At 60.5% G+C, this 20679-nt stretch carries 17 protein-coding genes; 8 read left to right on the plus strand and 9 right to left on the minus strand.

The window, feature by feature from the left end:
• Positions 1–139: 139 nt before the first annotated feature.
• The 6 genes from EI969_RS07790 to EI969_RS07815 form a co-directional block, all read right to left on the minus strand.
• Positions 140–490 carry a hypothetical protein gene (locus tag EI969_RS07790; protein ID WP_160386937.1) on the minus strand — a complete coding sequence of 117 codons (351 nt, stop codon included), beginning with the start codon at positions 488–490 and terminating at the stop codon, positions 140–142.
• 308 nt (positions 491–798) lie between these two features.
• Entirely contained in the window at positions 799–1341 is a 543-nt protein-coding gene (locus EI969_RS07795; RefSeq protein ID WP_160386938.1) for a hypothetical protein, read from the minus strand.
• A gap of 324 nt (positions 1342–1665) precedes the next feature.
• Positions 1666–2628, minus strand: a complete 963-nt coding sequence (locus tag EI969_RS07800) for an acetyltransferase (RefSeq protein ID WP_160386939.1) — start codon at positions 2626–2628, stop codon at positions 1666–1668.
• A 12-nt stretch (positions 2629–2640) separates the two neighbouring features.
• Positions 2641–3429: an SDR family oxidoreductase gene (locus EI969_RS07805; RefSeq protein WP_160386940.1), complete on the minus strand. Its 789-nt coding sequence runs from the start codon at positions 3427–3429 to the stop codon at positions 2641–2643.
• 37 nt (positions 3430–3466) lie between these two features.
• Positions 3467–4636 (minus strand): sulfotransferase, encoded by a 1170-nt coding sequence (locus EI969_RS07810; protein WP_160386941.1) that lies wholly within the window; start codon positions 4634–4636, stop codon positions 3467–3469.
• Positions 4633–5748 (minus strand): DUF1214 domain-containing protein, encoded by a 1116-nt coding sequence (locus EI969_RS07815; protein WP_160386942.1) that lies wholly within the window; start codon positions 5746–5748, stop codon positions 4633–4635. The genes EI969_RS07810 and EI969_RS07815 overlap by 4 nt, the downstream gene beginning before the upstream one ends.
• 209 nt (positions 5749–5957) lie before the next feature.
• Here EI969_RS07815 and EI969_RS07820 point away from each other — a divergent pair, with 209 nt between their 5' ends.
• The 4 genes from EI969_RS07820 to EI969_RS07835 all read left to right on the plus strand — a co-directional run bounded on the left by EI969_RS07820 (position 5958) and on the right by EI969_RS07835 (position 10656).
• Complete coding sequence (locus EI969_RS07820; protein ID WP_160386943.1) at positions 5958–6428, plus strand: SRPBCC domain-containing protein; 471 nt, start codon at positions 5958–5960, stop codon at positions 6426–6428.
• A 68-nt stretch (positions 6429–6496) separates the two neighbouring features.
• Positions 6497–7438: a sulfate adenylyltransferase subunit CysD gene (gene cysD, locus EI969_RS07825; protein WP_160386944.1), complete on the plus strand. Its 942-nt coding sequence runs from the start codon at positions 6497–6499 to the stop codon at positions 7436–7438.
• Positions 7438–9330, plus strand: a complete 1893-nt coding sequence (gene cysN, locus EI969_RS07830; protein WP_160386945.1) for a sulfate adenylyltransferase subunit CysN — start codon at positions 7438–7440, stop codon at positions 9328–9330. The genes cysD and cysN overlap by 1 nt, the downstream gene beginning before the upstream one ends.
• Before the next feature lie 153 nt (positions 9331–9483).
• Positions 9484–10656: a helix-turn-helix transcriptional regulator gene (locus tag EI969_RS07835; protein WP_160386946.1), complete on the plus strand. Its 1173-nt coding sequence runs from the start codon at positions 9484–9486 to the stop codon at positions 10654–10656.
• Positions 10657–10929: 273 nt separating this feature from the next.
• On the opposite strand, the gene hisD is transcribed toward EI969_RS07835, so the two are convergent.
• Positions 10930–12213, minus strand: a complete 1284-nt coding sequence (gene hisD / locus EI969_RS07840; RefSeq protein WP_160386947.1) for a histidinol dehydrogenase — start codon at positions 12211–12213, stop codon at positions 10930–10932.
• A gap of 395 nt (positions 12214–12608) precedes the next feature.
• On the opposite strand from hisD, the gene EI969_RS07845 reads away from it, so the two are divergent.
• The 3 genes from EI969_RS07845 to EI969_RS07855 are packed head-to-tail and all read left to right on the plus strand — an operon-like array spanning position 12609 to position 16746.
• Positions 12609–13334: a ThuA domain-containing protein gene (locus EI969_RS07845; RefSeq protein WP_160386948.1), complete on the plus strand. Its 726-nt coding sequence runs from the start codon at positions 12609–12611 to the stop codon at positions 13332–13334.
• Positions 13331–15118 (plus strand): thiamine pyrophosphate-binding protein, encoded by a 1788-nt coding sequence (locus tag EI969_RS07850; RefSeq protein ID WP_160386949.1) that lies wholly within the window; start codon positions 13331–13333, stop codon positions 15116–15118. The genes EI969_RS07845 and EI969_RS07850 overlap by 4 nt, the downstream gene beginning before the upstream one ends.
• Before the next feature lie 17 nt (positions 15119–15135).
• Positions 15136–16746, plus strand: a complete 1611-nt coding sequence (locus tag EI969_RS07855) for an FAD-dependent oxidoreductase (RefSeq protein WP_160386950.1) — start codon at positions 15136–15138, stop codon at positions 16744–16746.
• A 60-nt stretch (positions 16747–16806) separates the two neighbouring features.
• Here EI969_RS07855 and EI969_RS07860 read toward each other — a convergent pair whose 3' ends face one another.
• Both EI969_RS07860 and EI969_RS07865 read right to left on the minus strand, forming a co-directional pair.
• On the minus strand, positions 16807–17901 hold the full coding sequence (locus EI969_RS07860) for a LacI family DNA-binding transcriptional regulator (protein WP_160386951.1): 1095 nt from the start codon (positions 17899–17901) through the stop codon (positions 16807–16809).
• Between the two features lie 61 nt (positions 17902–17962).
• A complete protein-coding gene (locus EI969_RS07865) occupies positions 17963–19048 on the minus strand; it encodes an MFS transporter (RefSeq protein ID WP_256678274.1) in 1086 nt (361 codons plus the stop codon).
• A 347-nt stretch (positions 19049–19395) separates the two neighbouring features.
• Between EI969_RS07865 and EI969_RS07870 the strand changes: the two genes are divergently transcribed.
• Positions 19396–20667 (plus strand): MFS transporter, encoded by a 1272-nt coding sequence (locus EI969_RS07870; protein WP_160386952.1) that lies wholly within the window; start codon positions 19396–19398, stop codon positions 20665–20667.
• Positions 20668–20679: the final 12 nt, after the last annotated feature.

A 20679-nucleotide genomic window follows, 5' to 3' on the forward strand; every position in this document is an offset into this window, starting at 1 on the left:
TACGCCTGCTATTCGTTCGTAGGCGGATGGCGCTGCTTATCGATGGTTTCGTTTTGCTTGACTAGCTTCATAGGTTTAATAGATATCCGAGCCGGCAACGGACAAATACCCAGCAATTAACAACCACGTAAATTAGCACTCAGGTGAGCAGTTGAATAATTGCGGTGATTCTGTAAGTGAGAGTATCCGGAGTGCTCAACACGAGAGTCCGACTAACTGACTGACCAACAGCGAGAGGCTGGTCTAAAAAAACAAAAAAATCGATCCATTTTTGGTCGAATCCCCATTCTGCAGAATACATACAGCGTTTACCGTCTTGATCGACGAGGAGCCCGGGGTATATTTCATCTTCTTGGCCGTTCCATTCGCGAAGGTGGCAATACATTTTTTCTGATGCAAGTTTTCCATCGAACAAAATTGCATGGACGCAAAGGGATTGGGACTCATCATCAACCCACACCAAATCGATCTGAGCGAATGTCTTGGTCATTTGAATTTCTCCGCTAGGGCTTTGCCAAGATAGACCGTTAACGCCAAATCGCCAAGCCTAGGCGGCGCAATCAATGTAATAGAGGTACTATTTATTCAATGGAGTAAAAGTCAAAAAAGGTGTGCGGACGCACAATTTTGGACATTTAGTGGCCGGACTTTTTGATATTTAGTTCGGTGCGCTCCAAAGGGCAGATGCTCTATCCTGATCCCGATGTATGATTTAACATAATATACATTATGCGTACTGACCTATACAGAACTGGGGGGCTCTGGTGTTCAGATTTGAAGCCACGCCCAGGCCTCGATTCACTCTGCCGCAGCTCGTGCCTGCACCTCAACGATGTAATTCAGGACGAACTGATCCTGAGAACCTTGCGCCTTGTAATAGCCAACCACATTGGCCAGCGTCCACCGCAGCAACCTCATCAGCACCGGGTCGGAAAATTTCCAGCTGCTCGACTCATACGGATACCGGCTGTTGGTGAACACGTCGCGGTATCTCTCGAAGGAATCTTCCTGGCTGTCCAGGGACAAGCTGCTACGAATCGCTTCGGGCATCGCATGAAACAACGTCAACAGATCGTGCTTATCAGCCGTTTTACGGTTGGTTTTGCCGACGTTTTTCAGATGTTGGTGAGCCGCGGCCAACGCTACAGAGTCGAGTTTGTAGGTCTCGCCGGATGTACCTTGATGTTGGTCAGGCACGGAAATAAAGCTCTTGAGCAGAATTTCCATACCAATCGCCGCATTGACCTGGGCAACGTGCGGTAGGTTCTGCGCGTCCAGAACCTCACAAGCTTTCAGGTAATTATGAGCGCTTTGAAGCATCCAGCTTGGAAAATGACCCATTGAATACTCCTTTGAATAGGCACCTCAGATGGCTAGAGCCCTTGATTTACGGGGCTTTTACCGATTAGACGTGTGCTTGAAAGATACCGAACATGCTTGGAAGATAACGAACAAGGATGAGCTACCCGTAGATCATCTGGTGAGCTACCCTACTCCACTAATAATCATGAGCTATAACTACACTAAACATCTATTTAGTTGAGTTAAGTTTTGACTGTCTTTAACCGCATTAAAATATTGTCAGACTTAAAACAGCAGCGACAATCTGCCTCGCCCGAACGGACTGGAAAGTTGCGCTGCTACCATGGATGAGGACTATTGGTTTCACGGATAACTCGCAAGCAACCGCTGCGCAAACCCAGCCAGATCCGCCTCAGCCAACCGGTTGATCCCGGCCGCACGCTTACGCCCTCCCCCCGTCGGGAACTGACGGCAGAACGCATCCGCCGTCAGTTCAGCGCCTTCAGGTACACGAACGCTGAACGCCCACTCACCATCGGCCCTGGCACTGAGCAGACCGATGGCCAGGTGCGGAGCCTGTGCGGCCAGTTGATTGGCCAGCACCCCGCTGACCCTTCGCGCCCAGGGTTGCGCCGGCAAGCGATAGAGCCGCGCGCCGTGGCCCTCGCACCACGGCGTCAGGTCTGCGGCGGCAGCCATGTCGGCGGCATGCCCTTCTCTCAAGGTGCTGAAGCTGGTGCTTTCGCGGATGAAATCCATTGGATTGCGGTAAGGCAACAGTTCGCCGGCGAGCGCCAACGGATCGAAATGCAGGTCCTCGAGATTGTCGCCGTAGGCGTTGTAGTTCAACAGCTGACCCAGTTCTTCCAGCGCCACCTGCTCATCCGCGGTCAAACCGTGTCGTTCGGCCAGTGCACGCGCCGGACCGGCCAGGCCATCGCCAAACGCGGCGACCACCGCCCAGCGGTGCTCGCGTCCGGCGAGGTGCTTGTCGACCAGGATGCTGGTGCAGACGTCGGCCGCAGTGTCGATAAACGACTCGAATGCCGGATGTCGCGGCAGCTCACCGGCATAGTGGTGATCGAAGTAACGCACCCGGGCACCGGCGTCGAGCAGGCGCTGCGTGTCTTCGCGGTTCTGTTCGTGAGCCACGTCCAGCACGGTGACACGCTCTCCATGGGCGGCGGTGATCCGGCGCAGCAGTGCGATATCACGCTTGACCCCGCTGATCAGGCGCACCTCGTGGTCCAGTTCGCCGGCCAGACGTAATTGTTGCAGGGCACAAAGGCCATCCGCATCGCCATTAAAAGCGCAGTGATCAATCATCTGTCAGGCTCCTCAGTGCATCACCTCGCCGCCGTTGGCATCCAGTTGCGCACCGTTGATTGCACTGGCGTAGTCCGATGCAAGAAACAGCGCCGCCCGCGCGCATTCGTCATCGGTGCGCATGCGCCCGCCCGGAATCCCGGCACTGAATTCGGCACGCACCTGTTCTTCACTGACGCCCCGTGCGGCGGCGGTCTGGTGTACCAGCGCCTGGACCGGTTCGCCCCACATCCAGCCACACGCCAGGCCGTTGACCCGCAAGCCATGCACTGCTTGCTCGCTCGCCAGGTAGCGCACCGTCGCGGCCAGCGCGCTTTTTGATGCGGCATAGGCGGCACCGCCCTGATAAGGCTTGCGCACGCCCAGGGTATTGATCATGACAATGGCGCCGGCGCCCTGGGTGCGCATTGGTCCCAGCACGGCGCGGCTCATGTTCAACGAGCCCAGCAGATTGACTTCCAGGGCCTCGCGCAACGGGTCGTTGTCGCCCTCCTCCACGGCCTGGAAGCCGCCATGGGAAAAGGCACTGTTGAGCAACGCATCGATACGGCCGAATTTTTCCAGGGTGTTGGCGGCGAAGCGGTGACAGGCGTCGGCATCGGTAATGTCCGTGGCAACGCACAACACCTCGCAGGAGTCGGTGAGCGCGAGGATGCGTTGTTGCGCCTCGAGCAGCCGTCCCTTGTCCCGCGCCCCTATGGCGACGGCGCGCGCACCTTCGCGCGCGGCCTCCAGTGCCAACTTGATACCCAGACCCGGGCCGACACCCGAGACCATCACGACCTTGTCTTTCAACAGCATGGGGAAACTCCTCTTATCGTTATGAACTGCACGGGTTTCAGGCCTGAATGTGCCGGGCTCGATACTCGGCATAGTCGCGTTGCAATATCGCTTCGCTGAGGCCGAACTGGCCGGGGCTGTAGTGATGAACCGCACGCTTTTCACGGCCGTTCGCCTGCAGCCATTGCCCCATGGCCGATCGGGTCTGCGGGGTCAATTCAAGACCGGCAAACTGATAGATCCTTTCGACTACCGCCTGCGGCTCGGCCACGGTGTCTTCGAAGTGCACATCAAGGAAACGCGCTGCGGGCATGCGCTCGCGCACGGCCATCGCATGGCGCAATGCACGGGCCATACGGCGGTTCCACTGCTCGCCCACGGCCTCGGCGTCGACCTTGTCGCTGTAGAGCAACCAGAGGGTATGGATAAAGCTGGCCAGCGAAGGAATGGTTTTCGCCGGTTCGCGGTGAGTGAGGACCACCTGCGCCTTGGGAAAAACCTCGAACAGCAGCTCCAGGGTATGCAGATGCTGCGGGCTTTTGAGCAACCAGCGGCGACCAGGCTCGATGCCGCGACGAGCCTGCTGCCATTGCAGGAACTGCAGGGTTCGCTTGAGGTACTGATACACCTGCGTCTGATCCTGAGCGTCAAGCCAGGCGGTATAGCTCGGCACATTGACGTAGGAATCCATGGCGCACAGGAACGAGTGTTCCATGAGCATGAATTCCTCGTCGGGCTGCTCGGCGTCCAACGGGTGGATGGCCAGCAACTGCGGGAGGAACTCGATCATTCCCGCGACTTCGGCGCGTGCCCGGGCGATGCGCTTGAGTGGCTGCTCCAGTGTTTCTCCGGGCAAGGGTGCGGGGTAACGGGTTTCCCACCACTGCGCCTTGCTGAACTGCGGGTCCACCGCCAGTGTGCGCTGCAGCAACGTGGTGCCGGTGCGCGGCAGGCCGACGATCACCAAGGGGTCATCGATGGGTTGCTCGAGGATGTCCGGGTAACGCCGAAGGTGATCCTCCTTGACCAGGCGGTTGACCAGTTGCCCGAGCAGTTTTTCGCGCAACAGCTCGCGCCCGGAGGACGACAGGCACGCTTCATTGTTCAGGGCGTCAGCCAATACCAGCAGACCCTGGCGGAACTCGCCGGGACCGAAATCATCGAGCCCCCCCGCACGGGCGCTGGCTTCGGCCAGCAAGGCATCCAGGGTGAAATCATCGGCGCTCATCGCACACTCTCCTGCAACTCATCGAGCTTGACCACGCGTGTGGTCGGGTGCACCGGATGCTTGGCCCCCACCCAGCGCAGACAGAGGGTGCCGTGCGGATGGCCGGCGGTTTCCAGCCAGTTCGCCAGGCCGGGATCAGTGCCGCAGAGCACCATGCGCAAGCGGCCATCGGCGTCCAGGCGTGCCGAATGCTTGTTCAGGCAGATGCGGTGGTAGCGGTAGTCGAGCGACTCCATCCAGTAGTTGTTGATCTGTAGATTCCAGAAGTCGCAGTCGGGCACCTGGTCGACCTCGATCAGCAACGCCTCGTCTGCGGCCAGGGCCCAATAGGAGTGGTAATAGAAGATGTTCGGGTCGCCCCCCACTGACTGGCACAGCGCCTGGTCAGCGGCCGGCAGCTGATTGGGGTGGGCCTGGTAACCCTGGGCCCAATCGGCAAACAGTCGGGCGGTGTTCTCGACGAAACTGCCCACCCTTTGCAGGCTTTGCTGCAAGCGTTGTGCGGTCAGCGGCTCGGGTGCCAGGCCAGCATTCAGGCGCTCTATGCGCAGTTGTGCCGGTTGCTCGGTGCTGCGGTCGAGAAACGTCTGGCGCACGATCAGGGCATTGCTCTGCGGCTCCAGTCGCAGCCAGTTGCCTTGGGCCGGCGGGCGCTGGCTGAGGATGATTTCGAAGTTACCCTCGGCATCCAGCGCCAGTAGCCCGGCATCGAGGAAGCCGGTCTGGATCATCTTGCCATCCGTCTCGTAGCCACCCTTCTGGGAGCCGAAGCTGAGGTAGGCAACGCTGCCACGGTGGCCGCTGACCCGGTATTCATGCTCGCCGTTCAGGCGTGCATAGCTGTACAGGTTGTCCGGGTTGTCAGCGCCGATTTTCGCCGTTTCATGGGACGGCGTGATGAAACCCGGAAAGTCCGGGTCAGCGAATTCCAGGTGCATTTCCAGGGCAATGCGCAGTAACCGGGTGAGATAGCGAAAGCCTTCGGCACGGGTCTGCACATCGGCCGGCGCTTCGCGGCGCAGTATCTGCTCGCCGCTGCGGCGCAATTGCTCGCAAAAGAGGTTCCAGCTCTCACCGCTGACAACTTCCTGATCGATCCTGTCTGTAACCATGTCGCACTCCTCTGCCGGCGGACATCCCGCCTCTGCCAGTGACATTAGGGAGTACCCGCTTGCCGGTTCTTCGTCCGAGCGGACTAAGTGCCCGCCTAGTCCGCCTGGACGAGGATCGGTCTGACCCTGAGCGGTGAGGATCGCGCCTGAGCCCAAGGCTTGTTCGCGCCGCTGTTCGCGGTGCGCCGTCATCCTCAGAGGAGTTACCCATGAGCGTAGAAAAAAACCTGGTCCGTTCAGTGACCGTGGACATCGCCGCCCCGGCCGATTTTGTCTGGTCGATACTGATCGACCTTGCCCGTTATCCGCAGTGGAACCCGTACACCGTCAAGGTCGAGTCGAGCCTGCAAATGGGCGAAGCGGTCAATCTGTTCCTGCCTGACCCACGCCGGCCAGGTGAGCTGCTGCACGTGATCGAGTACCTGGCGGACTTCGAGCCCCACCGGTTGCTCGCCTGGGAGATGTACGCCAACGCCGACAATCCCGACGCCGCCCGGCGCGAGCAGTTGATCGAACGCACCGGCGCGAACAGTTGCCGTTACCACACCACCGACCAGTTCCTCGGCGCGACCGCAGACCAGGTCATGGCCAACCACGGTCCCTGGGTGCAACAGGGTTTCGACGCCGTTGCCCGGGCCCTCAAGGTCCGCGCCGAGTCGCTTTACGCGTCCGTCGCGTGACCCTCAGCCGCTGGCGCCCTCTTCGTCCGAGCAGACGAAGAAGCGCCAGTGGCGCTTTACCTACCGTGATGTCCAGCCGGAGCCCAACCCGGCAGAACTCGAGGAGGTATCCGATGTTGACTCATCTGCAATGGCTGGAAGCGGAAAGCATCCAGATCATCCGCGAAGTGGTCGCCGAATGTGAAAACCCGGTGATGCTTTACTCCATCGGCAAGGACAGCGCCGTCATGCTGCACCTGGCGATGAAAGCCTTCGCCCCGGGCAAGCCGCCCTTCCCCTTGCTGCACGTGGACACCACCTGGAAATTCCGCGAAATGATCGCTTTCCGCGACCAGACCGCTGCACGCCTGGGCCTGGAACTGCTGGTGCATATCAATCCCGAGGGCGTGGAAAAGGCCATCGATCCCTTTACCCACGGCTCGTCCCTGCACACCGACGTGTGGAAGACCCAAGGTCTGAAGCAGGCCCTGGACCACTATGGTTTCGACGCGGCTTTCGGCGGTGCCCGCCGCGATGAAGAGAAGTCGCGGGCCAAGGAACGCATGTTTTCCCTGCGCTCGGAACAGCATCGCTGGGACCCCAAGCAACAGCGTCCCGAGCTTTGGCGCTTGTACAACACACGCAAGCGCAAGGGCGAAAGCCTGCGGGTATTCCCGTTGTCGAACTGGACCGAGCTGGATATCTGGCAGTACATCTACCTCGAACAGATCCCCATCGTGCCGCTGTATTTCGCCAAGGAGCGTCCTGTCGTGCAGCGCGACGGCACGCTGATCATGGTCGACGACGAGCGACTGCCGCTCAAGCCAGGCGAAGCCCCGCAGATGCGCAAGGTGCGTTTCCGCACGCTCGGCTGTTACCCGCTGACCGGTGCCATCGACAGCGACGCCGACAACCTGCCGGCGATCATCAGCGAGATGCTGGTCAGCCGTACGTCTGAACGTCAGGGGCGACTGATCGACAGCGACTCGGCCGGTTCCATGGAGAAAAAGAAACAAGAGGGGTATTTCTGATGAGCGCGCTGAACGAAACCTTCAATGACGACCTGACGCCCTATCTGCAACAGCAACAGAACAAGCAGCTGCTGCGTTTCATTACCTGTGGCAGCGTTGACGATGGCAAAAGCACCCTGATCGGCCGCCTGCTGTATGAGTCCAAGGTGCTGTTCGAGGACCAGTTGGGCCAACTGGAAGCCGACTCGAAAAAGCTCGGCACCCAGGGTGACGAACTGGATTTCGCCCTATTGGTCGATGGTTTGAGTGCCGAGCGCGAGCAAGGCATCACCATCGATGTGGCGTACCGTTTTTTCGCCACCGACAAGCGCAAGTTCATCGTTGCCGACACCCCCGGCCACGAACAATACACCCGCAACATGGTCACCGGCGCCTCGACCGCCGACCTCGCGGTGATCCTCATCGATGCCCGCCAGGGCATACTGACCCAGACCCGCCGGCACAGTTACCTGGTGTCGCTGCTGGGCATCCGCAAGGTTGTGGTCGCCATTAACAAGCTGGACCTGGTGGACTATTCCCATGCGGTGTTCGAGCGCATCGAAGCGGATTATCGCGCGTTCGCCAAGCAGATTGGCCTGCATGACATCCAGTGCATCCCGCTCTCGGCTCTGCGTGGCGACAACATGCTTGAAGCCAGCCCTAACACGCCCTGGTACCAGGGACCTACCCTGCTCCAGCATCTGGAAAACGTCCCGCTTGAGCAGGCTCGACAAGTAGACGCCGCGTTTCGCCTGCCCGTGCAATGGGTGAATCGGCCGAACCTCGATTTCCGTGGTTACTGCGGCAATGTCGCGGCCGGCAGCGTCAGCGTCGGTGATCGTATCCGCGTGCTGCCCTCGGGACAGCAGAGTGAAGTCACTGCCATCCTCGGCAGCGCCGGGCAACAGCAGCAAGCCGTTTGCGGCCAGGCCGTGACCCTGACCCTCAAGGATGAAATCGATATCAGCCGCGGCGACTTGATTGCGCTGGCCGATGCACCGGCGGCCGTTGCCGACCAGTTCGAGGCGACGCTGGTGTGGATGGACGAAGAGCCGATGCTGCCCGGGCGTCCCTACCTGATGAAGATCGGCTGCCGGACCGTCAGCATGAGCTGCGCCAACCTCAAGCACCGGGTCGATGTGAACAGTCTGGAACACCTGGCGGCGAAAACCCTGGAGCTGAACGGTATCGGCGTGTGCAACCTGCACCTGGACCGGCCGATCGCCTTCGATGCCTATGCCGAGAACCGTGATACGGGTGGGTTCATCATTATCGACCGCTTGAGCAACCGCACGGTCGGCGCCGGCATGCTGCACTTTGCCTTGCGTCGCGCACAGAACGTGCACTGGCAGGCCATCGACGTGAACCGCGAAGCCCATGCGACGCTCAAGGGGCAGTCACCGCGAATCCTGTGGTTCACCGGGTTGTCCGGTGCGGGCAAGTCGACCATTGCCAACCTGGTGGAGCGCAAGCTGCACACCCTTGGCCGGCACACTTACCTGCTCGATGGCGACAATGTCCGCCATGGCCTCAATCGCGACCTGGGCTTCACCGAAGCCGACCGGGTGGAGAACATTCGCCGGGTCTCGGAAGTGGCGAAGCTGATGCTCGATGCCGGCCTGATCACCCTGGTGTCGTTCATCTCGCCGTTCCGTGCCGAGCGCGAAATGGCACGCCGGCTGGCGGGAGACGGCAATTTCCTCGAGATTTTCGTCGACGCGCCGCTGGCCCTGGTCGAACAGCGCGACCCCAAGGGCCTGTACCAGAAAGCCCGGCGCGGTGAGTTGAAGAACTTCACCGGGATCGACTCGCCTTATGAGCCGCCGGTAGCGCCGGACATCCACATCGATACCCGCCATGAGTCGGCCGAAACGGCCGCCGAGCGTATCGTCGAGGCTCTGCTGGCACTGTAAAAGCCCATGAGCGCAGCGCCATACCGACCTGTACCGGTGTGGCGCTGCCTTATCACATAACTCGATCACCAGCCTAAGCCATACGGACGATTTTCCCGCCATGGGCGCGATCAATACTCGAACGACAATAACAAACAGTAGTGAGGCGCATCCATGACCCTCCCTTTTCCGGCCTGCAAGGACCTTCAGCCCACTACCGACATCCCGTCTGCCGAGCTCAGCAGCTTGCTTGCCCTGGTCTATCAAGGCCCCCTTGAGTCGACACCCTGGTCCGGCCTGCTGGAAACATTGCGCCAGCGTTTCGAGGCAAGCTTCTTCACCCTGGTGCTGCGCAACCCCGACCATGAACGGCCGGGGCTGATCGTCAACGCGTCGATTCATGGTCCGCTGCTGCCCGGCGAGCCGTTCTACAGCGAACAGTACTACTCGATCTGCCCCTTCATCGAATGGCCTGTCGAGCAGGTGGCCAGTGCCGATCAGGTGCTGGGAACGGAGGCCTGGCTGGCCCACGACTTCTACCGTAATTATCTGCAGCCGCTGGATTTGCGCCACGTCCTGGTCGCCAACATGCGCACGCCCACGGGCATGCATTGCGCGTTGTTCGCTTGCCGCAACCACGCCAGCCGCGACTTCGATGCCGCGGAGATTGCCTTGATCCGCCTGCTCCTGCCCCACCTGCAACAAGCGGTGGACCTGCATTCGGCCGTAGAGCAACTGGACTCCGAACGCCAACTCTATGCCGCGACCATCGACCGTCTGATGGTGGGCACGGCGATCCTCGACGATAACGGCACCATGATGCGTTGCAACCGCGCGGCCCAGCGCCTGTTTGACAGCCGTGATGGCCTGGAATGCCGGCACGACAAGCTCTGTGCCTTCACCAGCCAACAGAACCGCAGGGTGCAACAAGCCATCCAGGCCGTATTGAAACAACGCCAGCGTGGCCTCGATGACATCGAAGTGTTGACCCTGACCCGGCCAAGCGGTGAGATGCCACTCAATTTGCTGCTGCGCCCCATCCCCATGAGCTATCAAGCCCGCAACGGCGCACGACGGCCCGCCGTGGCGGTGTTCATCCGCGACCCGTCGGATTCACCGCAGGCATCGCGAAACCTGCTGCGCAGCCTGTTCCAGCTGACGCCCACGGAAACCGAAGTGGCCATGCTCGTCATGGACGGGCAAACCCTCGACGAAACAGCCCTGGCCCTCGGGGTTTCCCGCAACACGGTGCGCGCCCACCTGCGCGGAGTGTTCGCCAAGACCGGCGCCACCCGCCAGGCGCAACTGGTCAAGACACTGCTCAACAGCGTGGCGTCGCTCGGGTAGGAGCCGGCTTGCCGGCGATGGACTCCAGTGCGCCGCGTTTTATCCGGGTTACACGCGTCATCGTTAACGACCATCGCTGGCGAGCCAGCTCCTACAAGTGCCCCGAGAATCATGTAATCCCGGGAAATACGCGATACCTGTAGGAGCCGGCTTGCCGGCGATGGACTCCAGTGCGCCGCGTAAATCCGGGTTCACACGCGTCATCGTTAACGACCATCGCTGAAAGCCAAAAAAGAGCTCCCCGAATGGGGAGCCTTTTTTACCACTGGACGATCAGACGGCCTGTTTGTAGCGGCGAATCCGGATATCCGCCTGTTCCTTGTGCCCGGCAAAACCTTCCATGCCGCACAAGCGCGAGCAGTACTCGCCGACCAGCACAGACGCTTCGTCAGTCAGGACGCGCTGATAGGTGCAGGTCTTGATGAACTTGCCGACCCACAGGCCGCCGGTGTAACGCGCGGTTCCGGTGGTGGGCAGTGTGTGGTTGGTGCCGATCACCTTGTCGCCGTAGGAGACATTGGTGCGCTGCCCGAGGAACAACGCGCCGTAGTTGGTCATGTGTTCCAGGAAGTACAGAGGGTCACGGGTCATGACCTGGACGTGTTCGGAGGCAATGCGGTCGGCTTCCTCGACCAGTTCGTCCACGGTGTCGCACAGGATGATCTCGCCATAGTCACGCCAGGCGACGGAGGCGACAGGCGCGGTCGACAAAATGCCCAGTTGGCGCTCGATTTCCGCCGGCAGGGTTTCCGCCAGCTCAGCGCTGTTGGTCAAAAACACCGCTGGCGAGTTGACGCCGTGCTCGGCCTGCCCGAGCAAGTCCGCGGCAATGATTTCGACGTCGGAACTGTCATCGGCGATCACCAGCGTTTCGGTGGGGCCGGCAATCAGGTCGATGCCGATCTTGCCGAACAGCTGACGCTTGGCTTCGGCGACATAGGCGTTGCCCGGGCCGACGATCATATCGACCGGCTTGAAGGCATCGGTGCCCAACGCCAACGCAGCAATGGCCTGGACGCCGCCAACACAATAGATTTCATCGGCGCCGGCCAGGTACATGGCCGTCACGATGGCCGGATGAGGCTTGCCGTCGAACGGTGGCGCCGCTGCAACCACGCGCTTGACGCCCGCCACCTTGGCCGTCAATACGCTCATGTGTGCCGAGGCCAGCAAGGGATACTTGCCGCCGGGGATGTAGCAGCCCACCGAGTTCACCGCAATGTTGCGATGCCCGAGGATCACGCCCGGGAGTGTTTCGACTTCGACGTCGTGCATCGAGGCTTTTTGCACTTCGGCAAATCGCCGCACCTGTGCCTGCGCAAACTTGATGTCACCGATTTCCTGTTCCGAAAGACTGGCGACGCACGCGGCGATTTCTTCGTCGGTCAAGCGGAAGGTGGCAGGCTCCCACTTATCGAATTTCTTCGAATACTCGCGAACGGCTGCATCGCCGTTTTTGGCGACATCGGCAATGATCTGCTCGACCGTATCGCGCACTTGCGCAGCGATTTCGGCTTGGGCTTCGACCGGCTTACTTTTTTTCAGATAACGAATCATCAATTTGCTCCTGGTGGTTCTTGATGCACGCAACATGCACTCAGCATTGGCAAACATCTTTTCGCACCCCCCTGCTCCGGGCAATTTCGCAGCCGCCTTATTGCTGACGCGATCTGACGCAGCACAGACGCAAAGTTGAAGCACTTGCGGCAGCGCAGCCGCTCTGGCGCGGGCGATCGTGTTATTCGTATAACCTTTTATTATCAAAACCGACTTGAACAAAACCGTTCTACTGTCCGTGCTTGTTCACCGCATCTCCACGCAAACCCAAGCCGGCCTGGCTATTCCATTAAATATTTGATCAAGGCATTGACAGCGCCGTTTTGAGTGATAGCTTAAATAAGCGGTTATACGTATAACCTAATAATCACACCCAACTTAAGAGGTGACCAACCGTGAGTCGAGTCTTGTATCTATACGGTGGCTGGCCCGGCCATTTCCCCTATGAAATCGCCGCATGGGCCCGGACCGTTTTCCAGGAGCTGGATTTCGACGTTGAAGAGTCGACCGACATCTTCACATTGGACAGGGATTTGACCGGTTACGACCTGATCGTGATTGGCTGGAACAACGCGGTAACCACTGAAACGCTGACCGCCTCGCAGGAAAACCGCCTGCTCGAAGCGATCGAAAGCGGTACCGGCCTGGTGGGTTGGCACGGTGCGGGAGCGGCCTTTCGCGCAAGCCTCAAGTACCACTGGGTCCTGGGCGGCTCCTTTCTCGAGCATCCGATGGGCGAAGGCTTTCCCCATCCTTACCAGGTCAACGTCATCGACCGCACGCATGAAGTCACTCAAGGCGTCGAGGATTTCGAGGTGCGTTCCGAGCAGTACTACATGCAGGTGGACCCGAACATCCATGTGCTCGCCGAAACCACGTTCGATGGCAACCCGTTCCCGTGGATCAAGGGCCATCGCAGCCCGGTTGCCTGGGTACGCCAGTGGGGCCTGGGGCGCGTTTTCTACCACTCCATCGGGCACGACACCAGCAACCTGGCCGACCCCAATATCCGTCGCCTGACCAAACAGGGCCTGAACTGGGCAACGCGCGGACGAGCTGAAGGTCACGGCAAAACCACCGCATCCACCCCGCTTTCATCAACCCAAGGAGTCCTGTCATGAGCAAATTGACCGGCAGCCAGATCGTCGCACAAACCCTGAAAAACTACGGCGTCGAGTATGTCGCCGGCATTCCCGGCCACGGTATCTGGACACTCACCGACGCCTTCCTCGAAGAAGACTCGAAACTCAAGTTCATCCAGGTCTTCCACGAACAGAGCGCCGTGCATCTGGCCGATGGTTACTACCGCGTGGCCGGCAAGCCGATGGCGGCGGTCACCTCCATCGGTGCCGGTGCTGCCAACACCGTGATCGGCATGGCCACCGCGTTCACCGACTCCACCAGCCTGATGCTGATCACTGGTGGGCCGCCCACGCACATGCGTGGCCACGGTCTGCTGCAGGAGCTGGAACGCTACACCGACAACGATTTCCCGAAAATCGCCGAAGCCGTGACCAAGCGCCACTGGGTCGCGACGCGCGTTGAAGAGTTGCCGTTCATGATGCATCGGGCCTGGAGCTCGATGGTCACCGGCCGCCCGGGGCCGGTGCATCTGGAAATCCCGATGGATGTCCAGGCCGAAGCCGCGGAAGTGACCCTGCATGCCCTGGAAGAACGCACGCCGATCGGCAAGTGCTTCCCGGATCCGGCGGCCACGGCCCGCGCCGTTGAAGAACTGCAGGCCTGCAAGCGCCCGGTGCTGGTCATCGGTGGCGGTGTGATCACGGGCGAGGCAAGCGCTGAAGTGCTCGCCCTGGCCGAGGCCTGGAAAATTCCGGTGGTCACCACCTGGAACGGCAAAAGCGGCTTCCCCGAAGACCACCCGTTGTTCGCCGGCAGCGTCGGCCAGACCGGCACCATGTGCGGTAATAAAGTGGCTTCCACGGCCGATGTGATTATCGCCGTGGGTTGTCGCTTCACCGACTGGTCGTCGTCCAGTTATGCCAAGGGCGTGACCTTCGCCATTCCGCCGTCGAAGTTGATCCACATCGACATCGACCCGCACGAAATCGGCAAGAACTACCCCGTCACCGTGGGCATCTGTGCAGACGCCAAACACGCGCTGGCCCATATCGTCGAAGGCCTGAAAGGCCAGACTGTCGATCGCGAGGAGTACCTCAGCGACCTGCGCGGTTATCAGGACGAATGGGAAACCAAACTGGCCGGCCGTCGTGACTCCGACCGCTTCCCGTTCACCTCGCAACGTCCATTGGGCGCGTTGCGCAAGATCTTCCCGCGCGACACCATCGTCGTGGTCGGTTCCGGCAACACCCAGGGCGCGGTCAAGCAGACCTTCCCGGTCTATACCCCGCGCACGCACCTGACCTCCGGCGGGTTCTCCTCCATGGGCTGGGCCGTGCCTGCCGCCATCGGCGCCAAACTGGCGGCGCCGAACCAGCCGGTGGTCTGCATCCTGGGCGACGGTGATTTCCTGATGACGTCGCAGGAAATCGCGATTTGCGTGACCAACAACATTCCGGTCGTGTTCATGATCCAGAACAACGCCGGGTACATGTCGATTCGCGGTGGCCAGCGCAAGCAGACCAGCCGCCATATCGGCACCGAGTTCAACCATCCGGACGGCACGCCATACAGCCCGGACTTCAAAGCGGTGGGCGAAGCCTTCGGCCTGAAGTCTTACCGTGTGGAGCGCCCGGAAGACCTTGAGCCGATCCTCCAGGAGGCCCTGGACCTTAACGCTCCGGTGCTGATCGAAATCCCGACCGACCGCGACGCCGCCGGCCCTTGGGTACCGGGCTGGTGGGACTTCCCGATTCCCGAATACATCACTGACGAACGTCAGGACGAGTACTGGCAAATCCGCAACTCCGAACAACACCTGTAAGAACTGGAGCAGCTCAAATGAGTGATGCATTGATTTCGCATCATGCAGAGCTGAATCCACAATCGGGGGCGCCGCGCGAACCGCGCGCCCTCGACGTGGTGACACCTGATGCAGATGGCAATATCAATTGTGATGTGGTGATTATCGGCTCGGGCATGGGCGGTTCGACCTTTGCCCATGCGCTGCGTGACAGCGGGCTGGACATCGTGATCGTCGAACGCGGGGATTTCCTGCCGCGAGAAATACACAACTGGAGTGCCGAATCGGTCTTCGGACAAGGCCGTTACCGCAATGCCGAGCAATGGCTGGACGAAGCCAACCAACCCTTTTCGCCTGGGGTGTTTTATTACGTCGGCGGAAACACCAAATTCTATGGCGCGATGCTGCCACGGTTTCGCGAAGAAGACTTTGCCGAAATCCGCCACGCCGAAGGCCTCTCCCCGGCCTGGCCGATCAGCTATGCGGATCTGGAACCCTGGTACGCCGAGGCGGAAAAACTCTACCGGGTACACGGCCAGGCAGGCGTCGATCCCAGCGAGCCCTGGCGCTCGGGCCCCTACCCACAACCGGCGCTCGAGCACGACCCTGCCCTGGCTGCCCTGGAACAGAGCATGCGCCGCTCAGGCCTCAAGCCTTTCGTGATGCCTGCGGCCGTGGACTATGGCAATGGCGGTGACTGCGTACTGTGCTCAACGTGCGATGGTTACCCTTGCCTGCTGGACGCAAAGGCTGACGCTGAAGTTTCTGCATTGCGGCCGGCCTTGCGCAGCACAAGCGTCAGGTTGCTGACCCGTACCACGATCAAGCAACTGAAAACCGCAGCGGACGGGCGCACGGTCACGCACGCCCACGGCCTGATCGATGGTCGCGCCGTGACGCTGCACGCCAAGCGCTTCGTTCTGGCCTGCGGAGCGGTGAACAGCGCCGCGCTGTTGCTCAAGTCGGCAAACGAACAGCACCCCGAAGGCCTGGGCAACAGTTCCGGGCAAGTGGGTCGCAACTACATGGTGCACAACAGTACGTTCATGCTGGCGGTCGACCCTCGACGCAAAAACAAGGTGATCTTCCAGAAGACCCTGGCCATCAACGACTGGTACAGCGCCGGTGCGAACAACTCGTTCCCCCTGGGGAACGTGCAGATGCTGGGGAAAATCCGCGAACCGATGATCACCTCCATGCGTCCGTGGCTGCCAAAGTTCGCCTCGCGCTACATCACCGATCACAGCGTCGACCTGTACCTGACGTCGGAGGACCTGCCGACCCGGGAGAACCGGGTCACCTATGACGCAGAGCGCGGTGCGATCAAGGTCCATTGGCAACCCAACAACCTCAAGGCCCATGAAGGCCTGGTGAGCAAGACCAGCCAGGTCATGCGGGCGGCTGGCTACCCGCTGATCCTGAAAGCGCGCATGGGCATTGCCACCAATTCGCATCAATGCGGTACGGCGGTCATGGGCAAGGACCCGGCGTCGAGCGTGCTGGACACCAATTGCAAGATGCATGACCTGGACAATGTCTGGGTGGTCGACAGTTCTTTCTTCCCGTCATCGGCCGCGGTCAATCCGGCACTCACCATCGCCGCCAACGCCCTGCGGGTCGCGGCGAACTTCAGCCAATTGGCGCCGTGAACGGCATAGGGTGAAAGTGAAGGCTGCGGTTGTCACCGCAGCCTTGTTCATCGAACGGTGTCAAGCGTCCTGCACCTTGCGCGTCGAAGTGCGCACGATCAGCTTGGTGGCGAAAATCTTCTGTTCAGGCGCCAGCGGAGCATCGGCCGGCGCATTCAACTGCTCGGTCAACAGCCTTGCCGCATAGACGCCTTTCTCGACGATGGGCTGGCCAATGGTGGTCAGGCCCAGTTGCACCGCCTCGGGAATATCGTCGAAGCCAATCACCGAAAGGGCTTGTGGAACCTCGCGATTGAGCGCGTGAGCGGTTTTCATGCACGCGATCGCCATGACATCCGAACAGGCAACCACTGCCGTGACGTCGCTGGATGTCAGCAAGGTAAAGGCCGCGGCTTGCCCGGACGTCGAATCCAGCCCGCCAGCCTCGATGATGCTCAGGTCCTCGAACGCCAGGCCCGCTGCACTGGCCTCCTCCACATAGCCGGTCAGCCGCTCCCTGACGATACGCTCGCTGGCACTCTTGAAGCGGTGCCGGTCGATAGGGCCGCGATAGCCGTCCGGGTTCAGCCGGTCAATGATGACCCCTATCTTGCGGTGCCCCAGGTCCAGCAAGTGACGCATCTGCGCGCGTGCGGCACCGCGGTCATCGATCCCGACAAAAAAAGAACCTTCCACCAACGGCGAATCGATCACCACAAACGGAATGTTCTGTTTCACCACGGCCAGCACGGCTGGATGGTCGTCAGGCAGGGTCGAGATGATCAATCCATCCACCAGCCCGCGCAGCGCGAGGCTGCCGTGGTTCGCTGCGGGTGTGCGGCCAATGATCCGATTGTTGTTGAGCGGGAACAACGTCAGCGCGACGTTCTCCAGTTCGCCCACCTCGCTGATCCCGCGCAGCAAGGCAACGGTGCAAGGGTCGGCGAACGCCAGGGACAACTTGTCCATCATCATCAACCCGATCGCCCCGATCTTGCCCGAGCGAAGGCTGCGGCCAAGCACATTGGGTCCCGGGTAGCCCAGGGACGCGGCTATGGCAAGGATATGCTCACGTTGGGCCTCGGACAGTTTGGATGGGCGATTGTAGGCGTAAGACACCGCAGGCTGAGACACCCCCGCCGCCAGTGCTACATCTTTCATTGAAACGGATGCCATCGCTTGCTTCCCGATCTGTTTTGAAAACCTCGTGAGAGGTCAGTAAAAAAACGCCATGTGCTCAGTGTAACCGTTGCGGCGAAACCTTCGGAACCAGTCGAGTGGCACTGAAAATGATCGCGATCATCAACGAGGCAACGACGAGCAATGCCAGCGAGAGGTTGCTTGCATGGGCGACGAACCCGATGGCCGCCGGCCCCATCAATATGCCGAGGTAGCCCAGGCTGGTGGCGGCGGCAATGGCCAGCTCACCGGGCATCGACGTTTGCGCGCCTGCCAGCGACAGGTAGACCGGAGCGATGTTGGCCAGACCTGCGCCTATCACCGCGAACCCCACGAGATTCAACAGCCAGTCATTCGCCAACACCACCATCGCGAACCCGGACATGACCACCAGTCCACCGCCAATGAGCACCACCCGCGCGCCCAGCTTCAACAGTATCCGGTCTCCGTTCAATCGGCCCAGCGCCATCATGACCGCAAACACTGCGTAGCCCAGGCCGGCCAGCGAGTGCTGGACACCTCGCTCGTCGGCCAGGAACACCGCGCTCCAGTCGAGGATCGCCCCTTCCGCAAGGAAGGCGAACAGGCAAAGCATACCCAGCAGTAAAACCTTTCGGGTTGGCCTGACAAATATCGGGGCGCCTTCGTCACCACTGCGCCCCAGCAACTGGCGGCCATGCGTGAGGACGAAGGCGACCAGGATCGCCATGACCGCACTGCTTGCCACCAAAGGCGTGGCGCCCAGCCATAACAATGCGGTGATACCTGCCGCACTGATAATCGCTCCAAGGCTGAACAGCCCATGAAAGCCGGACATGAGCGAGCGTCCGGTCGCGCGTTCGACCATCACGCCCTGAACGTTCATCGTCACGTCGACCGACCCGCACCCCGCCCCGAACACGACAAGGCTGAACATCAAGCCGGCGAAGGAATGCGTCGTCGCCAACAAGGGCAAGGTCAGCAGCACCAGGGCAATACCCACGTGCATCGTAAAGCGACAGCCCCTGCGCGCATTGAGAATGCCCGCCAGCGGCATCATCACCAGTGAACCCAGGCCAAGGCACAGCAACAGCAGCCCCAGCGCCGCGTCGTCGATCCCCGCCCTCGTGCGCGCATAGGGCACCAACGGCGCCCAGGCGCCCATGCACACCCCAGACAACAGGAACGTCGATCGATAGGCCGGCAGATGAGGCGTAGCGCACGGCAGTAGCAATTCTTGAGACGACACGGACACCCCTGTGCTCGGATTTTTTCGAGTTATACGTATAACTCAAAATAATCCGTTCGGCCACAGGATCCATTCAAAACCGGCAGCCTCGGTGAACCAGGCCGCATGCTATACGTCGCCTGACTTGAGAATGACGCTCGAAACAGTTGACATCAGTGGCGCCACCAATGTTATTTTTGCTGGAGTTATACGTATAACTCTTTCTCGTCTTATCCAGCTTTTGCATGCACACCCAACAAAAACAACAGGGACAATGCAGCGTGATGAACAACGTTAAAAAAACTCCAGTGCCCAAACGCATCCGCAAGGCGCGTATCGCGACCTTTCTCGGATTCATGATGATCGGCGCAATGATGTACATCTGGTCGACCGGGGTGAGTGTGTTCAGGACACAACTGGGCTTTACCGGTGAGCTGGGTGACGCCAACTTCGGCCTGATCGCACTCGGGGTCGGCGTCGGCTCGGCGGCAGGCGCACTGCTGGTCGGCCGTCTGCTGGACTCCTTCGGTGCAAAACCGGTGATCACCGTATGCGCCCTCGCCTACCCGCTGTCGATTATCCCGCTGGGTTTCGTCAGCGGTTTCTGGTTCGCGATGTGCTTTGGCGTTGTCCTGGGTTTGCTGCGCGGCGCCCTGGATACGGCGCTGAATGCCCATGGCGTGCAGGTCGAGCGGTTTTATCAGCGCTCGATCATGTCCGGCTTCCATGCGTTCTATTCGCTGGGTGGTTTTCTGCTGGGGATGGCCTGCAGCTGGCTGACGGGGTTCTACACCGACAGCGTACAAGTGCCCTTTACCGTGCTGGGTATCGCCATGCTGATCATCGGCTGCATATTCAGCCGGTGGCTGCTGGGCAAGCATGACGTCCCCGACGCTGCCCTGGGCGACTGGCAAGCGGGCGCTCAGACCGCAGATGAAATCGGCAAGGGGCCGTCGACCAAAACGTTTCTGGTGATGATTGCGCTCGGTACCCTGCTGCTGGGCAGCATGATGGGTGAAAACGCAATCGCCGACTGGGGCCAGGAATACATTCGCCGCGAGTTCTCGACCTCGACTTCCACCGCGGGCATGGCGGTGTCGATATTCGTCGGTGCGGCGTTCATCGGGCGTCTGTTCGGCGACCGGCTGGCGGCAACCTTCGGCAATGCCCAAGTGGTGTTCGCCTGCGGGACGATCTGCGTCCTTGGAATGACCCTCACCATCGTCGGCGGCACGGCCGTTACCGGCATCCTCGGCTTCGCGTTGTTCGGCCTCGGCCTTTCCTGCATCGCGCCGCTGATGATTTCCGCCGCCGGACGCCGGGACCCGCAACATGCGGGCCGCAACATCGGCATCGTCAATTGCATCGGTTTCTCCGGCATGCTCGTGGGGCCCGCCGCCATCACCGTGATCGTCAGCCATTTCGGTCTGGATTCGCTGATGTTCTTCCCGTTGATCATGCTGGGCCTGCTGGCAACATTCGGCCCGCTGCTGATGAGGGCGCCAAAAAACCACAAACGCGTAAAACAGTGCGCCGCCACCCACACCGGCGCCTAGCTCATCGGCCCG

The organism is Pseudomonas sp. PB101 (assembly GCF_009764265.1).
Classification (GTDB): domain Bacteria; phylum Pseudomonadota; class Gammaproteobacteria; order Pseudomonadales; family Pseudomonadaceae; genus Aquipseudomonas.